The sequence below is a fragment of the Lysinibacillus sp. fkY74-1 genome, assembly GCF_053165895.1.
Genome location: NZ_CP170173.1, coordinates 3,225,772 through 3,247,633, shown reverse-complemented (window position 1 = coordinate 3,247,633; position 21,862 = coordinate 3,225,772). Strand labels below are relative to the sequence as shown.

Genomic DNA, 21,862 nt, shown 5'->3' with positions numbered 1-21,862 from the left:
GCATAGCCAAAATGTGGACGATATCGTTTATAATATAGCTATTCATAAAAGAAAGTAGTGAATTAATATGGCAACAGGCACACATACAGTCGAAGTACCCGTAGGAATTGAACATGTATGGGATTTCGTCAGTGATATGGAGAAATGGGCAAAGCTTGTCCCAGGTTATAACGCACATGAAATGATTGATGACAAACATTCAACATGGACTTTTAAAGGAAATGTTGGAGTTCTGAAAAAAACAGTAGAAGTAGAAATTATTATTTTGGAGTGGGTAGCCCCATCTAAAGTAACATTTGAACTAAAAGGTCTTTCTGATAATTTTACAGGAAATGGCTATTTCCTTGCAGAAAGCATCGATGCTGAAAATACAAAAATGACAGGCTTCTTAGAAGTGATTGCTGGTGGGTTAGCTGGCCCTGTTTTAAACCCGATTTTCAAGCCGATTGTACCAAAGGCAACACAAATATTAACAGATCGTGTAGCGAATAAAATTAAATTAGTACATGTTTAACGGATGTTAGTACATTCATAAAAATGGCATGCTAGAAGTAATGTTCTAGCATGCCATTTTTATACTAATTGCCTCTTTTTTATACTGTTCAATAGGAAGCTTTCTAGCATACTATCCCCTTATAAGACATATGATGCAAAGGGAGGGATTATTATCGAACACAAAACATGGAACATGAGCGAAACATTTTGTTTTCCTGGGTACGGTTGCCCAACAGAAATAGCGGCAGTGCAAATTAAGCCACAGTGGCAAGCAATGCAGTTAGAGGATTCACTTCGACTAATAGGCATATATCATATCACCGCACATGTACGCTTCGATTTTCAAAATATGCAAGCTTTTACAGGCGATGAGGATTTAATTTCAATTGATGCCCTAGATGTCCAAGGAGATACAGGTTATTTTGAGTATGCCGTGCCATTACATGTCGATTTACCAAAAGAATCAGACCTGAAGGATATAATGGTCAAAGATATTCGACCGAGCTTGACGAATCAGAAATGTCAGCTCGAGTGGACAGTCACAAGCGTTTTTAACGAATATGAGCCAGTTGTTGAAAATGACCATGTGATCGAAAATCAGCCCTTTACTGCCAGTGCCTTTGAACATGAAGAGACACTTGCTGTGCTGGAAGAAAGCACGCAAGTGAAAAAACAAACTACCGCAGTAGTAGCGGCTTCACACCAAGAGAAGACTACAACAGTTGACCAAAAAACAATTTTGAGAGAATCCTCAAGTCATATTGTTGTACGTGAGTCCAGCTCTTGGCATGAAGTGCCTTCTATGATTTGGGATCTAACAGAAGAATATACACCGCTTAAAGTTCGTGTATCAAATGATGTCTTTCAAAAGTAAATAGCTGAGAAGTAGCAAGAGTAATAAGAAAATTAAATCACCGGATGTTGGAACAATAATGACACGAATAAACTGAAAACAACAAATCGGCACGATAATCGTTCTACAGTAAAAACGAACTTGCCTTATCCAAGGTGGTAAAAGCCAGGGGTTATACTTGCGTCGACGCATTTGAAAATTCACTTCCTTTTCTATTTACTTTACTCTTATTAAAAGATGACTAAATCACTTGAAAAATTACACGTTTTTGCGGTACAATAAGGAAAATTAAATACAGATGCTATGATAGGGAAGAGTAAATTATGCTTACATTTTCAGAGAGGAAACGGTAGCTGAGAAGTTTCTATTTGTACTTAATTGAAGGTAGCCCTTGAGCAGCTTTAGTGAACTAACAGTAGTTAAAGCCGGTTAAACACCGTTACCGAATTAAGAGCCAGTAGATAAGGCTGAGAAATGTATTCGATGATCATTTTCTTAACCGCTGCTGGAATTAAAGGTGGTACCGCGAACTAAAACTCCTTCGTCCTTTTAGACGAGAGGAGTTTTTTTATTTGGTAAAGTGATTGCTTTATCAATAGTCTTCAAACATTAGGAGGAGTCAATATGACAGAAAACATTTCAATGCCAACTAAATATGACCCACAGTCCATTGAAGCCGGTCGCTATGAATGGTGGCTACAAGGGAAATTTTTTGAGGCGCAGCCAGAAAGCGGGAAAAAACCTTATTCAATTGTTATTCCACCACCGAACGTAACAGGTAAATTACACCTTGGTCATGCATGGGATACGACTTTACAAGACATCCTCATTCGTATGAAGCGTATGCAAGGATATGATGCACTTTGGTTACCAGGTATGGACCATGCCGGTATTGCTACACAGGCAAAAGTAGAAGCAAAGCTACGTGAGGATAATATTACACGTTATGATTTAGGACGTGAAAAATTCCTCGAGAAGACATGGGAATGGAAAGAAGAATATGCTGGACATATTCGTGATCAATGGGCAAAGCTTGGCCTTGGATTAGACTACACACGTGAGCGTTTCACACTTGATAAAGGTCTTTCAGAGGCAGTTAACACAGTATTTGTTCAATTATATGAAAAAGGCTTAATCTATCGTGGTGAACGCATTATTAACTGGGATCCGGCTGCTAAAACGGCATTGTCTGATATTGAGGTTATTTACCAGGATGTGCAGGGTGCCTTCTATCATATGAAATATCCTTTGGCTGATGGCTCAGGATATGTAGAGGTTGCGACAACACGTCCTGAGACAATGCTTGGCGACTCTGGAGTAGCTGTTCACCCGAAAGATGAACGTTATCAGCATTTAATTGGTAAAACAGTTATCTTACCGATTGTAGGTCGCGAAATTCCGATTGTAGCTGATGACTATGTTGATATGGAATTTGGAACAGGGGTTGTAAAAATGACACCTGCACATGATCCAAATGACTTTGAAGTTGGTAATCGTCACAACCTTGAGCGTATCCTTGTGATGAATGAAGATGGCACAATGAACGAACTTGCTGGCAAATACAACGGTATGGACCGCTTTGAATGCCGTAAACAAATTGTTGCTGATTTACAAGAAGCAGGCGTGTTAATACGCATCGAAGAACATATGCATTCAGTAGGGCATTCTGAACGCTCTGGTGCTGTTGTAGAGCCATATCTTTCAGCACAATGGTTCGTTAAAATGCAACCACTTGCAGACTCTTCATTAGAGCTTCAAAAAGACCAAGAAGGTAAAGTAAACTTTGTTCCAGCTCGTTTTGAAAACACTTATTCTCGCTGGATGGAAAATATTCGTGATTGGTGTATTTCTCGTCAATTATGGTGGGGCCATCAAATCCCAGCTTGGTACCATAATGAAACAGGTGAAATTTACGTAGGAAAAGAAGCACCGGTTGATGCAGAAAATTGGACACAGGATGAAGATGTACTAGATACATGGTTCTCTTCAGCACTATGGCCGTTTTCTACAATGGGCTGGCCAGACGAGGCAAATGAAGAATATAAACGTTATTACCCAACAAATACACTCGTAACAGGCTATGATATTATTTTCTTCTGGGTATCTCGAATGATTTTCCAAGGTCTTGAATTTACAGAACAACGCCCATTCAAGGATGTATTAATTCACGGATTAGTACGTGATGGTGAAGGGCGAAAAATGAGTAAGTCACTTGGCAATGGTGTAGATCCAATGGATGTTATTGAGCAGTATGGTGCAGACTCATTACGCTACTTCTTAGCAACAGGTTCATCACCTGGTCAAGACTTACGCTATACTACTGAGAAAGTAGAGGCTGTATGGAATTTTTCGAATAAGATTTGGAATGCATCCCGTTTTGCACTTATGAATATGGATGGAATGACATATGATGAAATTGATTTAACAGGTGAAAAATCAGTTGCTGACAAATGGATTTTAACACGCTTAAATGAAACAATTGAACGTGTAACATCTCTGGCAGAGCGCTATGAGTTTGGTGAAGTTGGTCGTGAGCTTTACAATTTCATTTGGGATGATTTCTGTTCTTGGTATATTGAAATGGCGAAGTTACCACTTTATGGTGAGGATGAAGCTGCTAAAAAGACAACTCGTTCTATTTTAGCGTACGTACTCGATCAAACGATGCGTCTATTACATCCATTTATGCCATTCATTACAGAAGAAATTTGGCAACACTTACCACATGATGGAGAATCAATTACAGTAGCTGCATGGCCAACAGTACGCACGGATCTTCATTTTGCTGACGAATCAGATAATATGAAGCTCCTAATGGATATTATACGTTCAGTTCGTAATATTCGTGCGGAAGTAAACACGCCAATGAGCAAAAAAGTGCCGTTGTTTATCTCTGCGAAAGATGCTGCAACAGTGGCAGTACTTGAAGCGAATAAAGCTTATTTAGAGAAATTCTGTAATCCAGATACGTTAACAATTGGTGAAGGTTTAGAGGCACCAGGTCAATCGATGACAGCAGTTATTACAGGTGCCCAAGTTTTCCTACCACTTGTTGGGCTAATTAATTTAGAGGAAGAAATCGCTCGTCTTGAAAAAGAGTTAGAGAAATGGGCGAAAGAAGTAAAGTTAGTGACAGGTAAGCTATCAAATGAAAAGTTCGTATCGAAAGCACCTGAGGCATTAGTAAATGTTGAACGTGAAAAATTAGCAGATTATGAAAGTAAGCACGCGGTTGTATTAAAACGTTTAGAAGAACTAAAAAATATGTAATAGTTGAGCAATGGATGACAATAAAGTCATCCATTGCTTTTTTTATATGGAGCAAAAGTTATGCGTTGAAATGGGTAAAAATATATAGTACTATTTAGAATAATTAGTCTAATAGGTTAGGGTGTTTATTAATGTAGTAGGAAACAAAACCTAATATGATGTTGTGTAATCGAGAAAAATGATCTGTAATGAAATAGCTATGGCAATTGAACGTTTTTTTGCGGGTTTGAGGTATGAATGGAGATGTGAAAATGACAGGTAATATGACAACCTATATTACGAAAGTCAATAAAGCATGTGATGACTTAGATTTTGTTAGTGCAAGGGTATTAATTGAAACAAATCTAGTAAAATTATCAGAAGCGAAAAATTATCGTTTATTAAATACCAGTGCGCGTGTGCTTATTAAACATGTATTAGCAAATAGGCAAACTCAACAGGAGTGTACAAAACTATCACGGGCAGATATGTTAATCATCAATAGAATAAATGAGTATTGCTCGAATTTTGATATTTCAATGTTAAAAAGAACATTAAAAAATTCTTTTGAATTAGTACAACGTCCTGATGTTATACCTTTATTAAACAATGATGCAAGAATTATTTTGGACAATATGGGTGCTCTGCTAGGGACTCACCAAGTACATTAACCGAATTACTTATCAAACACGCAGTAGCTAGCTGTGTGTTTTTTCTATTTTTTTGTCATTAATCTATGTTATTAAATGTTACTTGTACTAAAATAGAGATATTGCAGTAAGAGGGAGTGTTTCTTTTGTTTAACACAATGAACGAATGTACGGAATTTATTTTTACCCTAAAAGCCGTTGACCATAAACGTGCACCGCTTGTACTAATGAAAGAAGTACTAGCACATTTAGAGAATCCTCACAATAAACTACGCGTGATTCATGTGGCCGGTTCGAATGGAAAGGGTTCTACAGTGAATGCCCTTAGAGAAATGCTACAACACGCTGGGTACCAAGTAGGGGCATTTACTTCCCCACATTTAGAGCGAGTTAATGAAAGGATGACCATTAATGGTGAGCCGATAACTGATGAACAATTTTTATACTATTTCAATAAACTAGCTAAGATTATAGAAGAACAGTATAATGGAGATTTTCCAAGCTTTTTTGAAGTAGTAACACTAGTAATGTTTCAATTTTTTGCCGATCAGGGAATTGATATAGCGCTTATTGAAACGGGGCTTGGAGGGCGTTTAGATGCAACCAATGTCGTGTCGCCACTACTAGCAATTATTACGACAATTTCACTTGAGCATACTGCCTTTTTAGGTGATACATTTGCCAAGGTTGCCTCTGAAAAGGCTGGCATCATAAAAAAGGGTGTTCCGGTTGTTATAGGGGTTAGCAATGAAGAAGCATTAGCTGTTATAAAACAAACAGCAGATGCACAACAGGCTCAATGCTTCATTTTAGGACAAGATTTTACTGTTTCAGATATTTTACAAGGTACAGACGTTCAGCAATTCACGTATGAAAAGAGTAATATTGTAATGACTGATATAGCTTTAAAAATGGCTGGTCCCCATCAAATCAATAATGCAAGCCTTGCCATTACAGCAATCCTCGCATTACGGGAAGAGGGAGCCATTACCCTGTCAGACCAATCCATTCGGCATGGACTTCTATATGCACATTGGGCTGGTCGCTTCGAACAATGGCCACAAAAAATTGTTTTAGATGGTGCCCATAATTCAGAGGGGACTGCTGCACTTATCCAAACACTTAAAAATGTATTTCCAAAAAGCCATTATCGTTTTGTGTATGCAGCATTAGCAGATAAGGATCACGCAAATAGTATTGCACTAATGGATGATGTTGCAACGTCAATTACTTTTACACAAATTAACCTACCCAATGCAATGCCTGCTAAAGATTTATCCATATTATCAACGAATGCCAATAAATCGTACCATGAGGATTGGATGGAATCTGTACAAACTGTACTACGTGAAAGAGCTGAAGAGGATGTTGTTGTGATTACCGGTTCTTTATATTTCATAGCGAATGTTCGCCAGTGGCTACAGGAGGAAGGACGATGATACCGGGATTCAATCACTATAAAGAGAAGTGGGCTGTCCACAGTGATGATGTCATAAAACCTGGTCTTGTGGCGATGGAGGAGGCTTTGCTATTAGTTGGAAACCCTCAGCAAGCCTTACATGTTGTACACTTGGCAGGCACAAATGGGAAGGGCTCCACATTAACCTTTCTTGAGGCTCTCGCCAAAGAACATACATTACGAGTGGGTAAATTTATGTCACCTTGTATAGTCGATGTGCACGACCAAATTCAAATAGATGGTCAACCTATTACCGAAGCTGATATGGATGCCGTTTTTCGACAAATGCATGCAGCCGGTTTAAGTGGGAAACTAACAGATTTTGAACTTTTGACTGTGGCAGCATTTTTATATTTTGTGAATAATGATGTTGATCTTTCATTGATTGAAGCGGGTATGGGGGGATTATTGGATAGTACGAATGTGGTCATACCCATCGTCTCCATTATCCCAAGTATAGCTTTAGAGCACACCCAATTTTTGGGCAATACAATTGACAGTATTGCGCGCCATAAAGCAGGTATTATTAAACAAAATCGCCCTGTCATTATCGGTAATTTGCCAGAAGATGCCAAGCGTGTTGTTTATGCAGAGGCTGCTCAGAAAAAAGCCAACGTATATGAAATAGGTCAACATTTTTCAATATCCTCATCGACTGAAGGAGAATGTTATTTAAATGACGGACGAAATGTCCAATTCTCCCATCTAACACGTTCAATGAAAGGGCCTCATCAGGCCAATAATATGGCACTTGCTATCTCAGCATTCCTTGAAGTGGCAGCATTTTTTAATGTGCCTGTGAAAAAAACAGCAGTTCGAGAGGCTGTGAAAAAAGCGGCTATTTTAGGCCGTTTTGAAGAAATCATACCATTTGTTATTGTCGATGGGGCGCATAACCCAGCCAGTGCTGAAACATTAGTAGAAACGATAAAAAATGAGTTTCCAGGAGAGCAAATCACATTTGTTGTGGGCATACTAGCAGACAAAGATGTTCAACAAATTCTTCGACTGTTAGAGCAAGTTAGTGATGAATTTTATTTTGTTGATTTTGATAAACCAAGAGCGATGGCTGCGCAAAATTTGCTGGGTCTTTCCAAAGCAACATCTAAAAATATCTTAGTGGATTATGTGCAATTTTTACAGGTACAATCAGACAGCAAGCGAAGAACGGTTGTATCTGGCTCATTATATTTATTAACGGCAGTACGAAATAGCTTAAAAGTATGAAATGACTAGGGCTCCTAATAGGAAGTCCTAGTTTTTTTATGAATGTATGCCGCTTTTGTTATGAATCAAATCTCATTAAATTCGCATTTACACCACTAATTCTACATATACTTTTATATATTGAAATCTCGTTTTATTGAAACGTGTACGGATAGGTGGAAGGATGAGGTGATAGATGGATGAAAATTGTAAGTCATGTGATGAAAAAACAAATATTTCGGGCAATGATTATTGGTGGATTTGTGGGTTTGTTAGGTGTAGCCATTTTTTTAGGTGTTTTACAAGCCAGTACCCAGTTACCGATAAAGAATAAGGGTAGTGATGTGGCAACTAATCAATCACAATCAGAAACCATTCCAACTGCCGGTGAGACAACCAGTACATCTAATGCACCTATGTTTTATGCTAGTCAAGCAGGCGTATATTCTAACTATGAGAGTGCAAGTGCATTTGTTGCTGAGTATCCTGCATTAAAAGAGAGCGCCATTATTGAGGTTGATGGTAAGTTTTATGTTTGGACAAGCATGGTAAATGAAGAAAGTCAGCTTAAATTTTTACAGGAACCCGCAACCTTTAAAAAAGCATTTAGTGTTAGTGGTGAAAGCTGTAAGGAGCCAACTCTTGTAGAACTGCCAACAGCATTAGCAGACAAAAAAGCTACAAAATTAAATTTTAAGGAAAACGGGAAGGATTCAACTTTACCTGAGGATTGGCAATCAATTGGAGCGGCTGCCTCTACTATTTCTAACGATGTCAGCGTCATCCGTTTGCAAGTTTTTGCTCATTATCAGGCGAAAAATACTTGTCTCCAAGTGAAATTTTAAAAGTAAAAGATAGTAAATCATTATTATCTTGATTTTTAGAAAATTTTCAAATCGAACATTCTTCTGTATCATAAGGATAAGGAAGGATGGTCGGATCATGTTAAAAACAAACCACAAGCTTATACTTGCCTCTGCTTCACCAAGAAGAAAGGAATTGTTAGAAATGTTAGCACTTCCGTTTGAGGTCATGACAAGTGAAGTTGAAGAAACAAGTGTACAAGCAAGTTCCATGCAGGAATATGTAAAAGGAGTAGCCCTCTTAAAAACACGAGATGTAGCGAAAAAAGTATCCAATGCAACAATCATTGGTGCTGATACAATTGTTGTCGACAATGATGAGCTGCTACATAAACCAAAATCTCGTGAGGAAGCTATTGCTCATTTATTACGTTTATCAGACCGTAAACACGTCGTGATGACAGCGGTCGCTATTATTGAACCTAATGGGAAGGAAAACCTCTTTGTGGAAGAAACCACAGTTGTTTTTCATCCTCTATCGAAGGTATTGATTGAAGCCTATGTCGATTCTGGAGATCCTTTCGATAAAGCAGGAGGCTATGGTATTCAGACGTTAGGCACACTTTTAGTGAAACGAATTGAAGGAGATTATAACAATGTTGTAGGTTTACCACTTGCAGCGTTGTTTTCGCAATTGGTCAACCTACAAATAGTCCAATATGCGAAGGAGTGAGCATTTTTGCTAGATAAAGCTTTACCTACTTTGATGTTACGTGATGTTCATTTGGAGGATCGCCCGCGTGAAAGACTAATGCGACAAGGGGCAGAAAGTCTATCCAATCAAGAGCTAATTGCTATTTTATTGAGGACTGGCACAAAAGAAGAATCCGTTCTTGTCCTCGCGAATAGAGTATTAACTGTTTTCGAACGTCTCCATTATTTAAAACACGCTACCATTGAGGAAATGGTCGCTATTAAAGGAATTGGTGAGGTAAAGGCTATTCAATTATTAGCCGCCATTGAACTTGGTCGACGACTCGCTCAAAAACAAAATGATGAAAAATTTACAATTCGTTCTCCACAAGATGCGGCTGCTTATTTAATGCCTGACATGACTTCTCTTAATCAGGAACATTTTGTTGTTCTTTTTTTAAATATCAAAAACCAAATCATTCACAGACAAACGATTTTCATTGGCAGCTTAAATGCCTCTATCGTGCACCCACGGGAAATTTTTCGAGAAGCAGTGAAGCGATCTGCTGCTTCAATTATTTGTGCGCATAATCATCCTAGTGGAGTACCAACTCCAAGTGAGGAGGACATTGAGGTCACAAAGCGAATTGAAGAGGCTGGTTATATTATGGGGATTGAATTAATTGATCATGTAATTATCGGCGATCACCAATTCATTAGTTTGAAGGAAAAAGGGTATTTTTAACTCTGCAAGAAATTTGCAGAGTTTTTTAGTTTGATTAGATGTCTTAGGAGAGCTTTACAATCAAATTTGAATATCTTATCGCTATGACAATAGAGGCATTTTCCTAAAATTTTTGTATTTTTTTGTGGTTTAATGGCGAACCTTTTTCGATTCAAATCGTTAATGTATTCTAGAAACTGATATTATCTTCACAAAAATTGGTAGCTTGATACACATTGTCTTATGAGAATAAAAATTATATGCTAATCTATACGTACTATTTTTAGTTTAAGAGGGAATTAAAATAGTATCTTTTCTGCGAGATAAAGTATGTGACACTACAAATTCTTGCGCTTTTCCGTTATAATGAAGGGTATGAATTTTATCTTGATTCAGGAAAGACTCCCATCGAAAATGATGGTGAGCTAAATAAGTGTGTAGTTTTTTCAAGGTGTGAAACACTAACTGATGAAGATAAAAACTTTGGCGGAGTGTTATGGGTTTTGAGGAGGAGTCAATTGTATTTTTATACAATTCAAATTCCTATACATGACTGTCAAAGATAATGGATGTCAATGAAAGTATGGCTTAAATAGAAAGGGAGTACACAATTTGTTTGGACTAGGAAGCAAAGATGTCGGGATTGACCTCGGCACAGCGAATACATTAGTGTTTATTAAAGGAAAGGGAATCGTTTTACGCGAACCTTCAGTAGTAGCAAAAAATACGAAAACGGGAGATATCGTTGCCGTTGGTAATGATGCTAAAAATATGATTGGTCGTACACCTGGCTCAATCGTAGCAATTCGCCCAATGAAAGATGGCGTTATCGCTGATTTCGATATTACGACAGCAATGATTCAGTATTATTTAAGAGAAGCCTCTAAAAATTCTGGCGGCAATTGGAAAAAACCAAATGTTATGATTTGTGTGCCTTATGGTATTACTTCAGTGGAACAACGTGCGGTTATTGATGCAGCTCGACAAGCGGGCGCAAAAGAGGCTTTCACAATCGAAGAGCCATTTGCAGCGGCAATCGGATCAAATTTACCAGTATGGGATCCAACAGGGTCAATGGTAGTTGACATCGGCGGTGGTACAACAGAAGTAGCTGTTATTTCACTAGGCGGTATTGTAACAAGTGAGTCCGTACGTGTTGGTGGGGACGCAATGGATCAATCTATCATTTCATATATCCGTAAAACGTATAATTTAACAATTGGTGAACGTACTGCAGAAGCGGTAAAAATGGAAATTGGTACGGCATTAGCTGAAGGACCAGAAGAGAAGATGGAAATTAGAGGTCGTGACCTTCTAACAGGTTTACCAAAAACAATTGAAATCTCTTCACAAGAAATTTCTGAGTCATTACGCGAAGCAGTTGCATCAATTATTGATGGCGTTCGAAAAACATTAGAACAGACACCTCCCGAATTATCTGCGGACGTGATGGAGCGCGGTATCGTATTAACTGGCGGTGGCGCACTATTAACAAACTTAGATAAAGTGATTAGTAAAGAAACAAATATGCCAGTATTTATCGCAGAAGATCCTTTAGACTGTGTAGCAATTGGTACGGGTAAAGCTTTAGATCATATGGACTTAATTCGTCAACAACAGGTTAAAGGGTAAGGAGGTTTAGGCAATGCCACATTTTTTTTTCAATAAGAAAGTAATTTTGCTGCTCGTAGGCATGGTTTTTCTTGTGGCATTGATTAGCTTCTCATTACGTGATCGGACGAATGCTACTTTACCAGAGCAAATTATTAAAGATACTGTCGGCGTCGCACAATCGCTTGTTGCGAAGCCGGCGAATTATGTTAATGGTATTTTTAATAGTATTGACTCCCTCTTAAACACGTACGAAGAAAATAAACGTTTAAAAGCACGCTTAGAAGATTTTGCAGTTGTACAAGCTGAGGCTACGGATTTAAAATCAGAGAATAAAAAGCTTCGTGAGCTTTTGGATAAAAGTGAGAGCTTAAAGGCGTATAATCCTATTCAAGCAACAGTGATTGCTAGAAATCCTGACCAATGGGAAGAGAAAATCATTTTAGACAAAGGATCTTCTCATGGAGTTCAAAAAAACATGGCAGTTATGACGGCGAAGGGGCTAGTTGGGAAAATTACACTAGTGACGCCTTTCACTTCTGAGGTAGAGCTTTTAAATACAAATAATCCTAACTATCGTGTTTCTGCAATGGTGTTAGGTGAAAAAGAAGCATACGGTTTAATCGAGGGCTTTGATGAAGAACGTAATGAACTCATTATGAAGCGAATCGATTCTAGTTTTAAGGTTAAAGAAGGCGAGCAGGTAGTTTCTTCAGGACTCGGAGGTATTTTCCCTAAAGGTGTCCCTATCGGAGAAATTACAGAGGTTAGTACAGATGATCACGGCTTAACAAAAATGGCGTATGTCAGACCATCTGCTGATTTTTCGATTTTAGAGCATGTTGTTATTGCTAAGCGTACATCTACAGTTATTGATGGTTCAGATGGTAGCTCAACGAACGAAGATTTAACAAACCCGCAAGATACGAATGAAGAGGAGGCGGAATGATGGTTCGTTTTCTCATTCCTTCTGTGGCGGTTTTACTATTCTTGCTAGAACCAGAGTTTGCGATGCTTTCTCCAATTGAAATTAAGGGGGAAGTGTATTTTCTAGTACCGCGTTTTTTAATCTTATATCTCATTTTTATCTCCATCTATTACAGCCGTCAACGCGCGGTAATGTATGGACTTTTTTTTGGTGTCTTGTATGATGTGTTTTACATTGATATTATTGGATTATATTCAGTTCTATATCCACTTATATGTTTTTTAGCAGGGTCTATCGTGAAAGTTATACATCAGCACTTAGTCGTAACAACAACTATTTCAGTTGTGTTAGTAGCCATTTTAGAATTTATACTCTATCAATTTTTCTTCTTGATCGATTTTACAGCAATACCTTTAGCAGATTTCTTACGTTCACGACTACTGCCAACAATCATTGCAAATGCTTTATTTTTAATGATTCTTGGTTGGGCCTTCAAGTATCTAATTAATGCGCGTGTCTTACAGAGAGCACGTGAGGTTTCTTAACAAAGAACAACGTGAGGTGAGGCATTCATGAAAAAACAATTAGTTAATATGAAGGGAACGAAGGACGGATTTGTACTGCGTCTTGACGACCAATGTGCTTATAGCGATTTAGTAGAAGAATTAAAGAAAAAAGTGTTAGAAGGCGGTATCGATGGTAAAGTAGATGTACAATTATACTTAGGCTATCGATACTGTACTGATGAACAGATCGATGAACTTATCCATATTGTGCAAGAAACAGAGCAACTCATTGTAGCGAGTGTACAAAGCGAAGTACTGACTGTCCATGAAAGCAACCAGAAAATGATTGAAAGTCAACAAGATACATATTTAGGTGTGGTCAGATCAGGGCAGATTCTACGTTCGTCTGGGGACATTATCATTGTAGGAAATGTCAATCCAAACGGTCGGGTTGAAGCTGGTGGCAATGTGTATGTCTTAGGTAAACTAAAAGGAATCGTGCATGCTGGTGTACAGGGCAATAAGGAAGCAATCATTGCTGCCTCTCAATTTGAAGCTACGCATATTATGATTGCTGATCAAGTGGAAGCAATGTCAGATGAGCATGTGAAAGAAATTAATCAAGCAGAAATGACTTGTGCATTTATTGGTTACGATGGACGCATTACGTACGATCAAATTCACGCCTTAAAAAATATTCGACCATTGTTAAATGTGTCTAAGGGAGGAAGCTAGTGTGGGAGAAGCGATCGTCATAACTTCGGGTAAAGGTGGTGTCGGAAAAACAACGACATCGGCTAACCTTGGGACTGCATTGGCTCTACAAGGTAAAAAAGTATGTTTAGTTGATACAGATATTGGCCTGCGTAATTTAGATGTTATTTTAGGCCTAGAAAATCGTATTATTTATGACCTAGTAGATGTAGTAGAAGGGCGCTGTAAAATACATCAAGCATTGATTAAAGATAAGCGCGTGGATGATAAACTATTTTTATTACCTGCTGCTCAAACGACAGATAAAAATGCTGTTACCCCTGAGCAAATGAAGAGCTTAGTAGAGGAATTAAAAAGGGACTATGATTATGTATTAATAGATTGTCCGGCAGGTATTGAACAAGGCTATAGAAATGCCGTAGCAGGTGCAGATCATGCGATTGTTGTCACAACACCTGAAATTTCTGCTGTTCGAGATGCAGATCGAATTATTGGTTTATTAGAACAGGAAGACATAACTGCTCCTAAGCTCATCATCAATCGTATTCGACAACATATGATGAAGAGCGGTGACACTTTGGATGTTAATGAAATTACAACCCATTTGTCTATCGATTTATTAGGAATTATTGTTGATAGTGAAGGTGTTATTTCATCTTCCAATAAAGGAGAACCAATCGTAATGGACCCTGCTAATAAAGCATCTTTGGGCTATCGAAATATTGCACGTCGTATTCTGGGCGAATCGGTTCCATTAATGGCTATTCAAGATGAGCAAAGAGGTATGTTTTCAAAACTTAAATCATTATTTTCAAGATAAATTAAAACCTTTTCGTGCAATTGTGCGAGAAGGTTTTTTGCATGTTTGGACATGCAATCACATATAGTGTGGAAAAAAGGATGAGGGCTTGTTTAAAAAATGGAAATGGTTTATCACGATACTACTTGTGGCAGCAACTATGCTTGTAATTCGTTTAGAAGATCAGGGTGTAGTTGATACTCCTATTCGAAAAATGGTAACAACCTCGGCAGATTTAACGTACTTAAGTGAGCTAGGGCAAAGTTGGTTCGACCAAGAAAATGAAACCATTACAGTATCTAGTGATGTCGGGCAAGCAGATCTTTTAACATTTGCTAATGCCCAGGTTTTTAAAGAGGGATATTTATTGCAGTACGATGTTGGTTTACCAGTTTATGCCGGACAGAATGGTTTAGTCGTGTTCACAGGTCATACCAAATATACTGGTAAGACTATGACCATTAGTTATGATGATGGTACAACCGTCTCTTATGGCATGCTAGATAGCTTAGCACAGCTTCCGTATACATCTATACAGGCAAATGATTTGATTGGTATGAAAGAAGCTGGGCAACTTTATCTTTCCATTGAAAAGGGAGATAGCCATTACGATTTAGAGCAAATTGTACAATGGTTGGAAACGATGGAGACTAATGAAGATTAAATTACATCTTCTTTGTATTCCTCTCGTATTTGTCATGATTTTTAGTGGACAACTTGCTTATTACGCTATTATTTTTTTCTCGCTATTGTGGCATGAAGCAGGTCATTTATTAGTAGCTTTACTGTGCGGCGTAAGAGTGAAATCATGTGTTATTACACCTTACGGGGGGGAAATACAATTTGAAAATCCAGCGGTTGTGCAAGCATCGTCACTCCTATGGATTGCATTAGGAGGACCAATCGCTACTATCTTGGGGATTGGCCTCGCTTTTTTTATGCCTGAACTAATTGCAGGTAAGCTTATTAGTGTTCAACTTGTGCTATTATTAGTGAATATGATCCCCATCCTACCATTAGATGGTGGTAGGATATTGTTAGCGTGGTTATTCTTAAATTTTCCAAAAGCTCAAGTGGTGGAAGTGTATTATTGGCTGTCCTTCATAATGGCCACTACATTATTTCTGATAACTTTAAATTTCCTACCGCAATCTATTTTTTTAGCAATTATTTGTTTATTCATTTGGTTACAAGTTTTAAAAGAATGGCGTTACCGAAAATATCGTATAGCTTTTGAAAAATATGTTATGAATAGATTGACTTAAAAAAAGCCGTGTGGTAATATTTTAATGTTATTGTTTGTAGCACCCGTGCTACTACAACCGCTCTGGGAAGGTATAAGTATCTTACTATAAGATCACCTTTATAAAACAGGCGAGTCTGAGTTTAAGAGGAGGTGCAGTAAAATGTACGCAATTATTGAAACTGGTGGTAAACAAATCAAAGTAGAAGCTGGTCAAGAAATCTACGTTGAAAAATTAGGCGTAGAAGCTGACGAGGTTGTAACTTTTGATAAAGTTTTATTCGTAGGTGGCGAAAACGTTAAAGTTGGTGCTCCATTCGTAGATGGTGCTACTGTAACAGCGAAAGTTGTTAAAGAAGGCCGTGCGAAAAAAATCGTTGTTTTCAAATTGAAAGCTAAAAAGAACTACCGTCGTAAACAAGGTCACCGTCAACCTTACACAAAATTAGTTGTTGAAGCAATCAACGCTTAATAGTGAGGTGTAGCGAATGATACAAGTTACGATTCATCATGATGAAAATAGACATGTGTCAGCATTCGAATTTTCAGGACATGCTGGGTACGATGAATCTGGGAAAGATTTAGTATGTGCAGGAGCATCTACCATTGCCATTGGTACGGTAAATGCTATTTATGCATTATTACAAATTCAACCAGAAGTCGAACAAGCTGCTGAAGGTGGAGGCTATCTTAAGGTGGATCTTCCAACAGATTTAGAGCCTGAAGTAGATGCAAAACTACAGTTAATTGTTCAAGTAATGACTGCCCAAGTGTATTCTATGGTGCAGAATTACGGACAATACATCCAAATCAACTACAACCAAGTAGGAGGTGGAACTCGATGAAATTATTATTAGCATTAGACCTTCAACTTTTTGCATCGAAAAAAGGGGTAGGTTCTACTAAAAACGGACGTGACTCTGAGTCTAAACGACTTGGTGCTAAACGTGCTGATGGCCAATTCGTAACTGGTGGTTCAATTCTTTACCGTCAACGCGGTACAAAAATTTACCCAGGTACAAACGTAGGTCGTGGTGGTGACGATACACTATTTGCTAAAGTTGACGGCGTTGTTAAATTCGAACGTTTAGGTCGCGATCGCAAACAAGTATCTGTATACCCAGCACCACAAGAAGCTTAATCTTTTATAAGATATCATAAAGCGGAGGACTGCATTTATTGCAGTCCTTTTTTTGGCTAAATTTCAGCCTCTTTCAACAGACGACTGTAGAATTAAACGTGGATCAATAGCTCAAGGTGATGACGGTTTTCATTTTATTTCAGTAGAGTTAAAACCATCGAAATAAAGGAATTCTGTCTATGGTAGCCATGCCTTGAGGCAAGGACTAATCAACATCTTGTTGGTCCAAAGCAAACTGATTCTTTATTCAAATATGCTCAGGGATAATTGAATAAAGAATTAAGGGAAAAATACAGCAAAACTTGTTATACTAGTAAAGATAACTTTATTGGAGTGAATGGGATGAACAATCAATCACTAACCATTAGTGAAGTATTACGTTTTGCAAATCATGATTTTGTGAATCAACTGCAATTGATTCGCATGAATTTAGATTTAGGTAGAGTTGATGAATCAAAGGAACTTATTCAGCATTTTTCAGAACAGTTAAGAGTGTTTTCTATCCTCAATCGACTACAATTACCACAAACAATTGAATGGCTCCAAACAGCAGGATGGCGTTTCCCTTCCTTCACTTGGAAAATAAACGGCGAGATAAAAAAGCCTGTGACCAATGAGATTGATCAGGAAGTTGTAGATTACTTAAACAAAACAGTTATGCATGTTTATGATACATTAGATCCATTTACAGAGCAGATCCTAACGCTTGATGTACGTGTTGACGATCATACATTTGCCGTGACATTCACGCTAAATGGGTTATGGAGTGCTGATGCATTCACCGAAAAAGGTTTGAAACAATTCGACATTCAAACAATTGAGCAGACAAATACACGCTGGCAATATGTCTTGAGTGCAAATAGGGAGTGAACTAAATGTTTGTCGATCACGTAAAGATTTATGTTAAAGGTGGAGACGGCGGAGATGGCATGGTTGCCTTTCGCCGAGAAAAATATGTACCGAATGGTGGTCCAGCTGGTGGAGATGGTGGACATGGCGGGAATGTCGTATTTGAAGTAGAGGAAGGCTTACGTACGTTAATGGATTTCCGCTATAAACGCCATTTTAAAGCACCGCGTGGCGAGCATGGTATGAGTAAAGGCATGCACGGTAAAAATGCGGAAGATTTAATTGTTAAAGTTCCACCAGGTACAGTGGTTATGAATGAAGAAACAAATGCTGTTATTGCTGACTTAGTCGAGCATGGGCAAAGAGCCGTTATTGCGAAAGCAGGGCGAGGTGGACGTGGAAATTCTCGCTTTGCAACACCTGCCAACCCAGCGCCAGAACTTTCTGAAAAAGGTGAGCCAGGACAAGAATTAAATGTTATATTAGAGTTAAAAGTTTTAGCAGATGTAGGATTAGTTGGTTTCCCAAGTGTTGGTAAATCAACACTTTTATCTGTTGTTTCTGCTGCTAAGCCAAAAATTGGTGCGTATCATTTCACGACAATTGTACCGAACTTAGGCATGATTGAAACAGATGATCACCGAAGCTTTGCGATGGCAGATTTACCAGGGCTAATTGAGGGAGCTCATGAAGGGGTAGGATTAGGCCACCAATTTTTACGACATATTGAACGTACACGCGTTATTGTCCATGTGATTGATATGTCAGGAATGGAAGGTCGCGATCCATATGAGGATTATTTAACAATCAATGAAGAACTAAAACAATATAATCTTCGGTTAACAGAGCGTCCACAAATTATTGTAGCCAATAAAATGGATATGCCAGATGCAGAGGAAAACTTAACAGCATTCCGCCAAAAGGTAGGGGAAGACGTTCAGATTTTCCCAATTTCTGCTGTTTCTCGTCAAGGATTAAAAGAGCTATTGTTTGCTATTGCGGATCTATTAGAAGTAACGCCTGAATTCCCACTGTATGATGAAGTAGAGGAACAATCAGACGCAACGGTTATGTACAAGCATGAGGCAAAAGGTGAAGATTTTGAAATCACTCGTGACGATGATGGTACATTTATTATTAGTGGCTATGCCATTGAACGTTTATTTAAAATGACGGACTTTAGCCGTGAAGATGGAATACGTCGTTTTGCTCGTCAATTGCGTGCAATGGGTGTGGACGAGGCTCTACGTGAACGTGGAGCACAGGATGGCGATACAGTTCGCCTACAAGAGTTTGAATTTGAATTTGTCGATTAAGACATGAGTTTTAGGGGGAAGCGTATGAAGAATGTTGCGAATCAGCGATATTATTTAGTTCGTGAGGATGTTTTAACGGATGCAATGCAAAAAACTTTGGAGGCGAAACACTTATTATCAAGTGGTTCAGTATCTTCCATTTGGGATGCGGTAAAGCAGGTGGATTTATCGCGAAGTGCGTTTTACAAATATCGTGATGCGGTTTTTCCTTTTCATTCAATCGTGCAGGAACGCATTTTAACAGTCTTTTTACAGCTTCAAGATAGAAAAGGAACACTTGCTAAGCTTCTAGAAACTGTGACAATTACACATTGTAACGTATTGACGATTCATCAAACAATCCCTATTCAGGGACGTGCCAATGTTACATTATCACTAGATGTAACAAGTATGACATGTGATCTTGATGACCTAATCCAGCAATTAAAACGGTTAGATTTTGTTGAGTCAGCGGAAGTCATTAGTTCTGGTGCTTTATAATCATAGTAAGGTGTTCGATCCTTTAATTTTTGACAAAAATGACAATTATCGTGTTTAATAATCCATATGCTCTTGAAGCACTGGAGTAATAATACGATACCAAAGCTCAAATAAGGAGCTGTCCCTCAGTGATACATCATCGCTAGGGACTGCTCCTTATTCCATAAAGGAGGTTTTTGCAATGACAAAGCAACAATGGAGAAATCGAATCGCATATTTAGGACCGGAAGCATCATTTACATACTTAGCAACAAAGGCTACTTTTCCAAATGAGTGGCTTGTACCCTGTGCAACGATTCCTGAATGTATTGAGGCAGTAGCAGAGGGAAAGGTAGATCTAGCCGTTGTACCATTAGAAAATGCCTTAGAAGGTTCAGTTACGCTTACACTTGATTATTTATTCCATGAAGCATCACTATATGTAACAGGTGAATTATTACTGAAAATACAGCAGCATTTAATGGTCAATAAAGCACAAAAAGATAATTGGCAGTCCATTGAAGGGGTCTATTCCCATCCACATGCTCTAGCACAATGCCATAAATATTTATTTTATCGTTTCAGTCATGTACCACTACAACAAACAACTTCAACAGCAGCTGCCGCAAAATACGTATCTGAAAACCCAGAACAATGTATAGCAGCGGTTGGAAATGCAGCTGCCGCAGAAAAATATGGCCTTGAAATAGTAGAGTCCAATATCCATGATTTCCATTTTAACCATACTCGTTTCTTTGTTCTGTCTAAGCAAAACCAACGATTGCCACAAGAACTTTCAAATGGGCAAGCGAAAACAACTTTAATGATTACATTGCCGACTGACCGTTCAGGGGCATTGCATCAAGTGCTATCTGTCTTTGCATGGCGTCAACTGAATTTAAGTAAAATTGAATCGCGTCCATTGAAAACAGGACTAGGGGATTATTTCTTCATGATAGATGTGTTAGCGGATGAAAAAGTACCGATGATGCGCGGTGCAATGGAAGAACTAGCTGCACTAGGTTGCAAAGTAAAGTCACTCGGTACATACTTTACGTATCTTACGTCTGACGAAGCATAATAGCTATAAGGGGGAAATAGAATGCGTGGGATTATTTTATTTGATGGTATTTGTAACTTTTGTGATAGCAGCGTTCAATTTATTATCAAACATGATCAAGCAGGCTATTTTCAATTTGCTTCGTTACAAAGTGATGTCGGGCAAACATTGCTCCGACAGTTCAAAATATCTGAGAATATAGATAGTGTAATCCTCATTGAAAATGGGAAAGCATATGTTGAATCGACAGCAGCCTTAAAAATATGCAGAAATTTGGAGAAGATTTGGCTTTGTTATTATCTTTTCATCCTAGTGCCTCCAATTATTCGCAATGCGTTGTATAGAAGGTTTGCTAAGCACCGCTATCGTTTATTTGGTACAAAAAAGGAATGTCTATTACCTACACCTTCACAAAGACAACGATTTCTTTCCTAATAGGTTGGGGTAAAGGGAGAGGAATACTCGAAACACACATTGAAGCACAGTATGAGCAAATACTGTGCTTTTTTATTTTATTGGTCTGTTACCAAATAGCCCTTTTTTTGTAAGGCTTGTTCAATTAACGTTAATACTTCAACAGAGGGGGCTGTAATGACATGAAGATGAATGCCACCCGTTAGTGCAGATAAGTAATTAGCCTGAGTGGCATTAACCCGTTCGATAAATTGTGTTACCTCATGACGGTTTGACACCATGATTGAGGCAGTTAACTCACCATAAATAGGATGTTCAACCATAACATTTTTGACTGTGCCACCACAATCTACAATCGTCATTAGCTCGTCCTCTGTTTGTTCAGATGTGTGTATGCATGGAAATGTGCGTTCAACAGTTTGCTGTAATTGTTCCTGATGCATATAAAGATAACCCTGACTCGTAGCGATAATGGGTTCGTTTCTTGCCTTTAATAAAGTCATATCATTGACGATAACTTGCCTAGAAACATTGGCGAATTTAGCTAAGTCTGTCCCTGTTATAGGTGTTTTACTTTTTTTTAATTGCGCTAATAGTTGCAGTCGGCGTTCCTCGCCTAACATTTTTTTCATAAGAGATCACCTCTGCCCGTAATAATGGAAACAGTATTCCCTATAGGTTAGTGTACCA

General features: G+C 38.3%; 25 protein-coding genes and 2 other annotated features. Of the genes, 24 read left to right on the top strand and 1 reads right to left on the bottom strand.

The features are described 5' to 3' along the window. Positions 1 to 67: 67 nt before the first annotated feature. The 24 genes from ACE1MS_RS15950 to ACE1MS_RS15835 all read left to right on the top strand — a co-directional run bounded on the left by ACE1MS_RS15950 (position 68) and on the right by ACE1MS_RS15835 (position 21,193). The gene (locus ACE1MS_RS15950) at positions 68 to 514 is read left to right on the top strand and encodes a CoxG family protein (RefSeq protein WP_012295478.1); all 447 of its coding nucleotides are present in this window, start codon (positions 68 to 70) and stop codon (positions 512 to 514) included. A 174-nt stretch (positions 515 to 688) separates the two neighbouring features. Beyond that, positions 689 to 1,369 (top strand): hypothetical protein, encoded by a 681-nt coding sequence (locus ACE1MS_RS15945; RefSeq protein WP_012295477.1) that lies wholly within the window; start codon positions 689 to 691, stop codon positions 1,367 to 1,369. Between the two features lie 273 nt (positions 1,370 to 1,642). After that, positions 1,643 to 1,900: a binding site (T-box leader), on the top strand. A 72-nt stretch (positions 1,901 to 1,972) separates the two neighbouring features. Beyond that, positions 1,973 to 4,618 (top strand): valine--tRNA ligase, encoded by a 2,646-nt coding sequence (locus tag ACE1MS_RS15940; RefSeq protein WP_012295476.1) that lies wholly within the window; start codon positions 1,973 to 1,975, stop codon positions 4,616 to 4,618. Between the two features lie 251 nt (positions 4,619 to 4,869). Beyond that, positions 4,870 to 5,268, top strand: a complete 399-nt coding sequence (locus ACE1MS_RS15935) for a hypothetical protein (protein ID WP_031419303.1) — start codon at positions 4,870 to 4,872, stop codon at positions 5,266 to 5,268. A gap of 137 nt (positions 5,269 to 5,405) precedes the next feature. Continuing rightward, positions 5,406 to 6,686: a bifunctional folylpolyglutamate synthase/dihydrofolate synthase gene (locus ACE1MS_RS15930; RefSeq protein WP_080717373.1), complete on the top strand. Its 1,281-nt coding sequence runs from the start codon at positions 5,406 to 5,408 to the stop codon at positions 6,684 to 6,686. Then, on the top strand, positions 6,683 to 7,933 hold the full coding sequence (locus ACE1MS_RS15925; protein ID WP_447402476.1) for a bifunctional folylpolyglutamate synthase/dihydrofolate synthase: 1,251 nt from the start codon (positions 6,683 to 6,685) through the stop codon (positions 7,931 to 7,933). Before ACE1MS_RS15930 ends, ACE1MS_RS15925 begins: the two co-directional genes overlap by 4 nt. A 179-nt stretch (positions 7,934 to 8,112) precedes the next feature. Continuing rightward, a complete protein-coding gene (locus ACE1MS_RS15920; RefSeq protein WP_012295472.1) occupies positions 8,113 to 8,757 on the top strand; it encodes a hypothetical protein in 645 nt (214 codons plus the stop codon). Positions 8,758 to 8,854: 97 nt separating this feature from the next. Continuing rightward, positions 8,855 to 9,448 (top strand): Maf family protein, encoded by a 594-nt coding sequence (locus ACE1MS_RS15915; RefSeq protein ID WP_012295471.1) that lies wholly within the window; start codon positions 8,855 to 8,857, stop codon positions 9,446 to 9,448. A gap of 33 nt (positions 9,449 to 9,481) precedes the next feature. Further along, positions 9,482 to 10,153: a RadC family protein gene (gene radC / locus ACE1MS_RS15910; RefSeq protein WP_012295470.1), complete on the top strand. Its 672-nt coding sequence runs from the start codon at positions 9,482 to 9,484 to the stop codon at positions 10,151 to 10,153. Between the two features lie 591 nt (positions 10,154 to 10,744). Next, positions 10,745 to 11,764, top strand: coding sequence for a rod shape-determining protein (locus tag ACE1MS_RS15905; protein WP_012295469.1), 1,020 nt, complete (start codon positions 10,745 to 10,747; stop codon positions 11,762 to 11,764). A 13-nt stretch (positions 11,765 to 11,777) separates the two neighbouring features. Beyond that, positions 11,778 to 12,692, top strand: a complete 915-nt coding sequence (mreC, locus tag ACE1MS_RS15900) for a rod shape-determining protein MreC (RefSeq protein ID WP_031419298.1) — start codon at positions 11,778 to 11,780, stop codon at positions 12,690 to 12,692. Beyond that, complete coding sequence (gene mreD, locus ACE1MS_RS15895; RefSeq protein ID WP_004226656.1) at positions 12,692 to 13,216, top strand: rod shape-determining protein MreD; 525 nt, start codon at positions 12,692 to 12,694, stop codon at positions 13,214 to 13,216. Before mreC ends, mreD begins: the two co-directional genes overlap by 1 nt. A gap of 27 nt (positions 13,217 to 13,243) precedes the next feature. After that, entirely contained in the window at positions 13,244 to 13,912 is a 669-nt protein-coding gene (minC, locus tag ACE1MS_RS15890; RefSeq protein ID WP_012295466.1) for a septum site-determining protein MinC, read from the top strand. A 1-nt stretch (position 13,913) separates the two neighbouring features. Then, a complete protein-coding gene (minD, locus tag ACE1MS_RS15885) occupies positions 13,914 to 14,711 on the top strand; it encodes a septum site-determining protein MinD (RefSeq protein ID WP_012295465.1) in 798 nt (265 codons plus the stop codon). An 88-nt stretch (positions 14,712 to 14,799) separates the two neighbouring features. Further along, the gene (locus ACE1MS_RS15880) at positions 14,800 to 15,354 is read left to right on the top strand and encodes a peptidoglycan DD-metalloendopeptidase family protein (protein WP_447402475.1); all 555 of its coding nucleotides are present in this window, start codon (positions 14,800 to 14,802) and stop codon (positions 15,352 to 15,354) included. After that, complete coding sequence (locus ACE1MS_RS15875; protein WP_036217258.1) at positions 15,344 to 15,955, top strand: stage IV sporulation protein FB; 612 nt, start codon at positions 15,344 to 15,346, stop codon at positions 15,953 to 15,955. Before ACE1MS_RS15880 ends, ACE1MS_RS15875 begins: the two co-directional genes overlap by 11 nt. Positions 15,956 to 16,000: 45 nt before the next feature. Further along, positions 16,001 to 16,082, top strand: a sequence feature (ribosomal protein L21 leader region). A gap of 14 nt (positions 16,083 to 16,096) precedes the next feature. Beyond that, positions 16,097 to 16,405 (top strand): 50S ribosomal protein L21, encoded by a 309-nt coding sequence (rplU, locus tag ACE1MS_RS15870; RefSeq protein WP_012295462.1) that lies wholly within the window; start codon positions 16,097 to 16,099, stop codon positions 16,403 to 16,405. Between the two features lie 16 nt (positions 16,406 to 16,421). Then, positions 16,422 to 16,778: a ribosomal-processing cysteine protease Prp gene (locus tag ACE1MS_RS15865; protein WP_031419295.1), complete on the top strand. Its 357-nt coding sequence runs from the start codon at positions 16,422 to 16,424 to the stop codon at positions 16,776 to 16,778. Then, positions 16,775 to 17,074: a 50S ribosomal protein L27 gene (gene rpmA, locus ACE1MS_RS15860; RefSeq protein WP_004226673.1), complete on the top strand. Its 300-nt coding sequence runs from the start codon at positions 16,775 to 16,777 to the stop codon at positions 17,072 to 17,074. The genes ACE1MS_RS15865 and rpmA overlap by 4 nt, the downstream gene beginning before the upstream one ends. 342 nt (positions 17,075 to 17,416) lie before the next feature. Then, on the top strand, positions 17,417 to 17,944 hold the full coding sequence (locus tag ACE1MS_RS15855; protein ID WP_031419294.1) for a Spo0B domain-containing protein: 528 nt from the start codon (positions 17,417 to 17,419) through the stop codon (positions 17,942 to 17,944). A gap of 5 nt (positions 17,945 to 17,949) precedes the next feature. Beyond that, positions 17,950 to 19,239: a GTPase ObgE gene (obgE, locus tag ACE1MS_RS15850; RefSeq protein WP_036162247.1), complete on the top strand. Its 1,290-nt coding sequence runs from the start codon at positions 17,950 to 17,952 to the stop codon at positions 19,237 to 19,239. Positions 19,240 to 19,263: 24 nt separating this feature from the next. Beyond that, positions 19,264 to 19,719 carry an ACT domain-containing protein gene (locus ACE1MS_RS15845; RefSeq protein WP_004226679.1) on the top strand — a complete coding sequence of 152 codons (456 nt, stop codon included), beginning with the start codon at positions 19,264 to 19,266 and terminating at the stop codon, positions 19,717 to 19,719. 181 nt (positions 19,720 to 19,900) lie between these two features. Continuing rightward, positions 19,901 to 20,779 carry a prephenate dehydratase gene (gene pheA, locus ACE1MS_RS15840; protein ID WP_099805926.1) on the top strand — a complete coding sequence of 293 codons (879 nt, stop codon included), beginning with the start codon at positions 19,901 to 19,903 and terminating at the stop codon, positions 20,777 to 20,779. 21 nt (positions 20,780 to 20,800) lie between these two features. Further along, entirely contained in the window at positions 20,801 to 21,193 is a 393-nt protein-coding gene (locus ACE1MS_RS15835; protein ID WP_012295455.1) for a thiol-disulfide oxidoreductase DCC family protein, read from the top strand. A 77-nt stretch (positions 21,194 to 21,270) separates the two neighbouring features. On the opposite strand, the gene ACE1MS_RS15830 is transcribed toward ACE1MS_RS15835, so the two are convergent. Continuing rightward, the gene (locus tag ACE1MS_RS15830; RefSeq protein WP_012295454.1) at positions 21,271 to 21,804 is read right to left on the bottom strand and encodes a transcription repressor NadR; all 534 of its coding nucleotides are present in this window, start codon (positions 21,802 to 21,804) and stop codon (positions 21,271 to 21,273) included. Between the last annotated feature and the right edge of the window lie 58 nt (positions 21,805 to 21,862).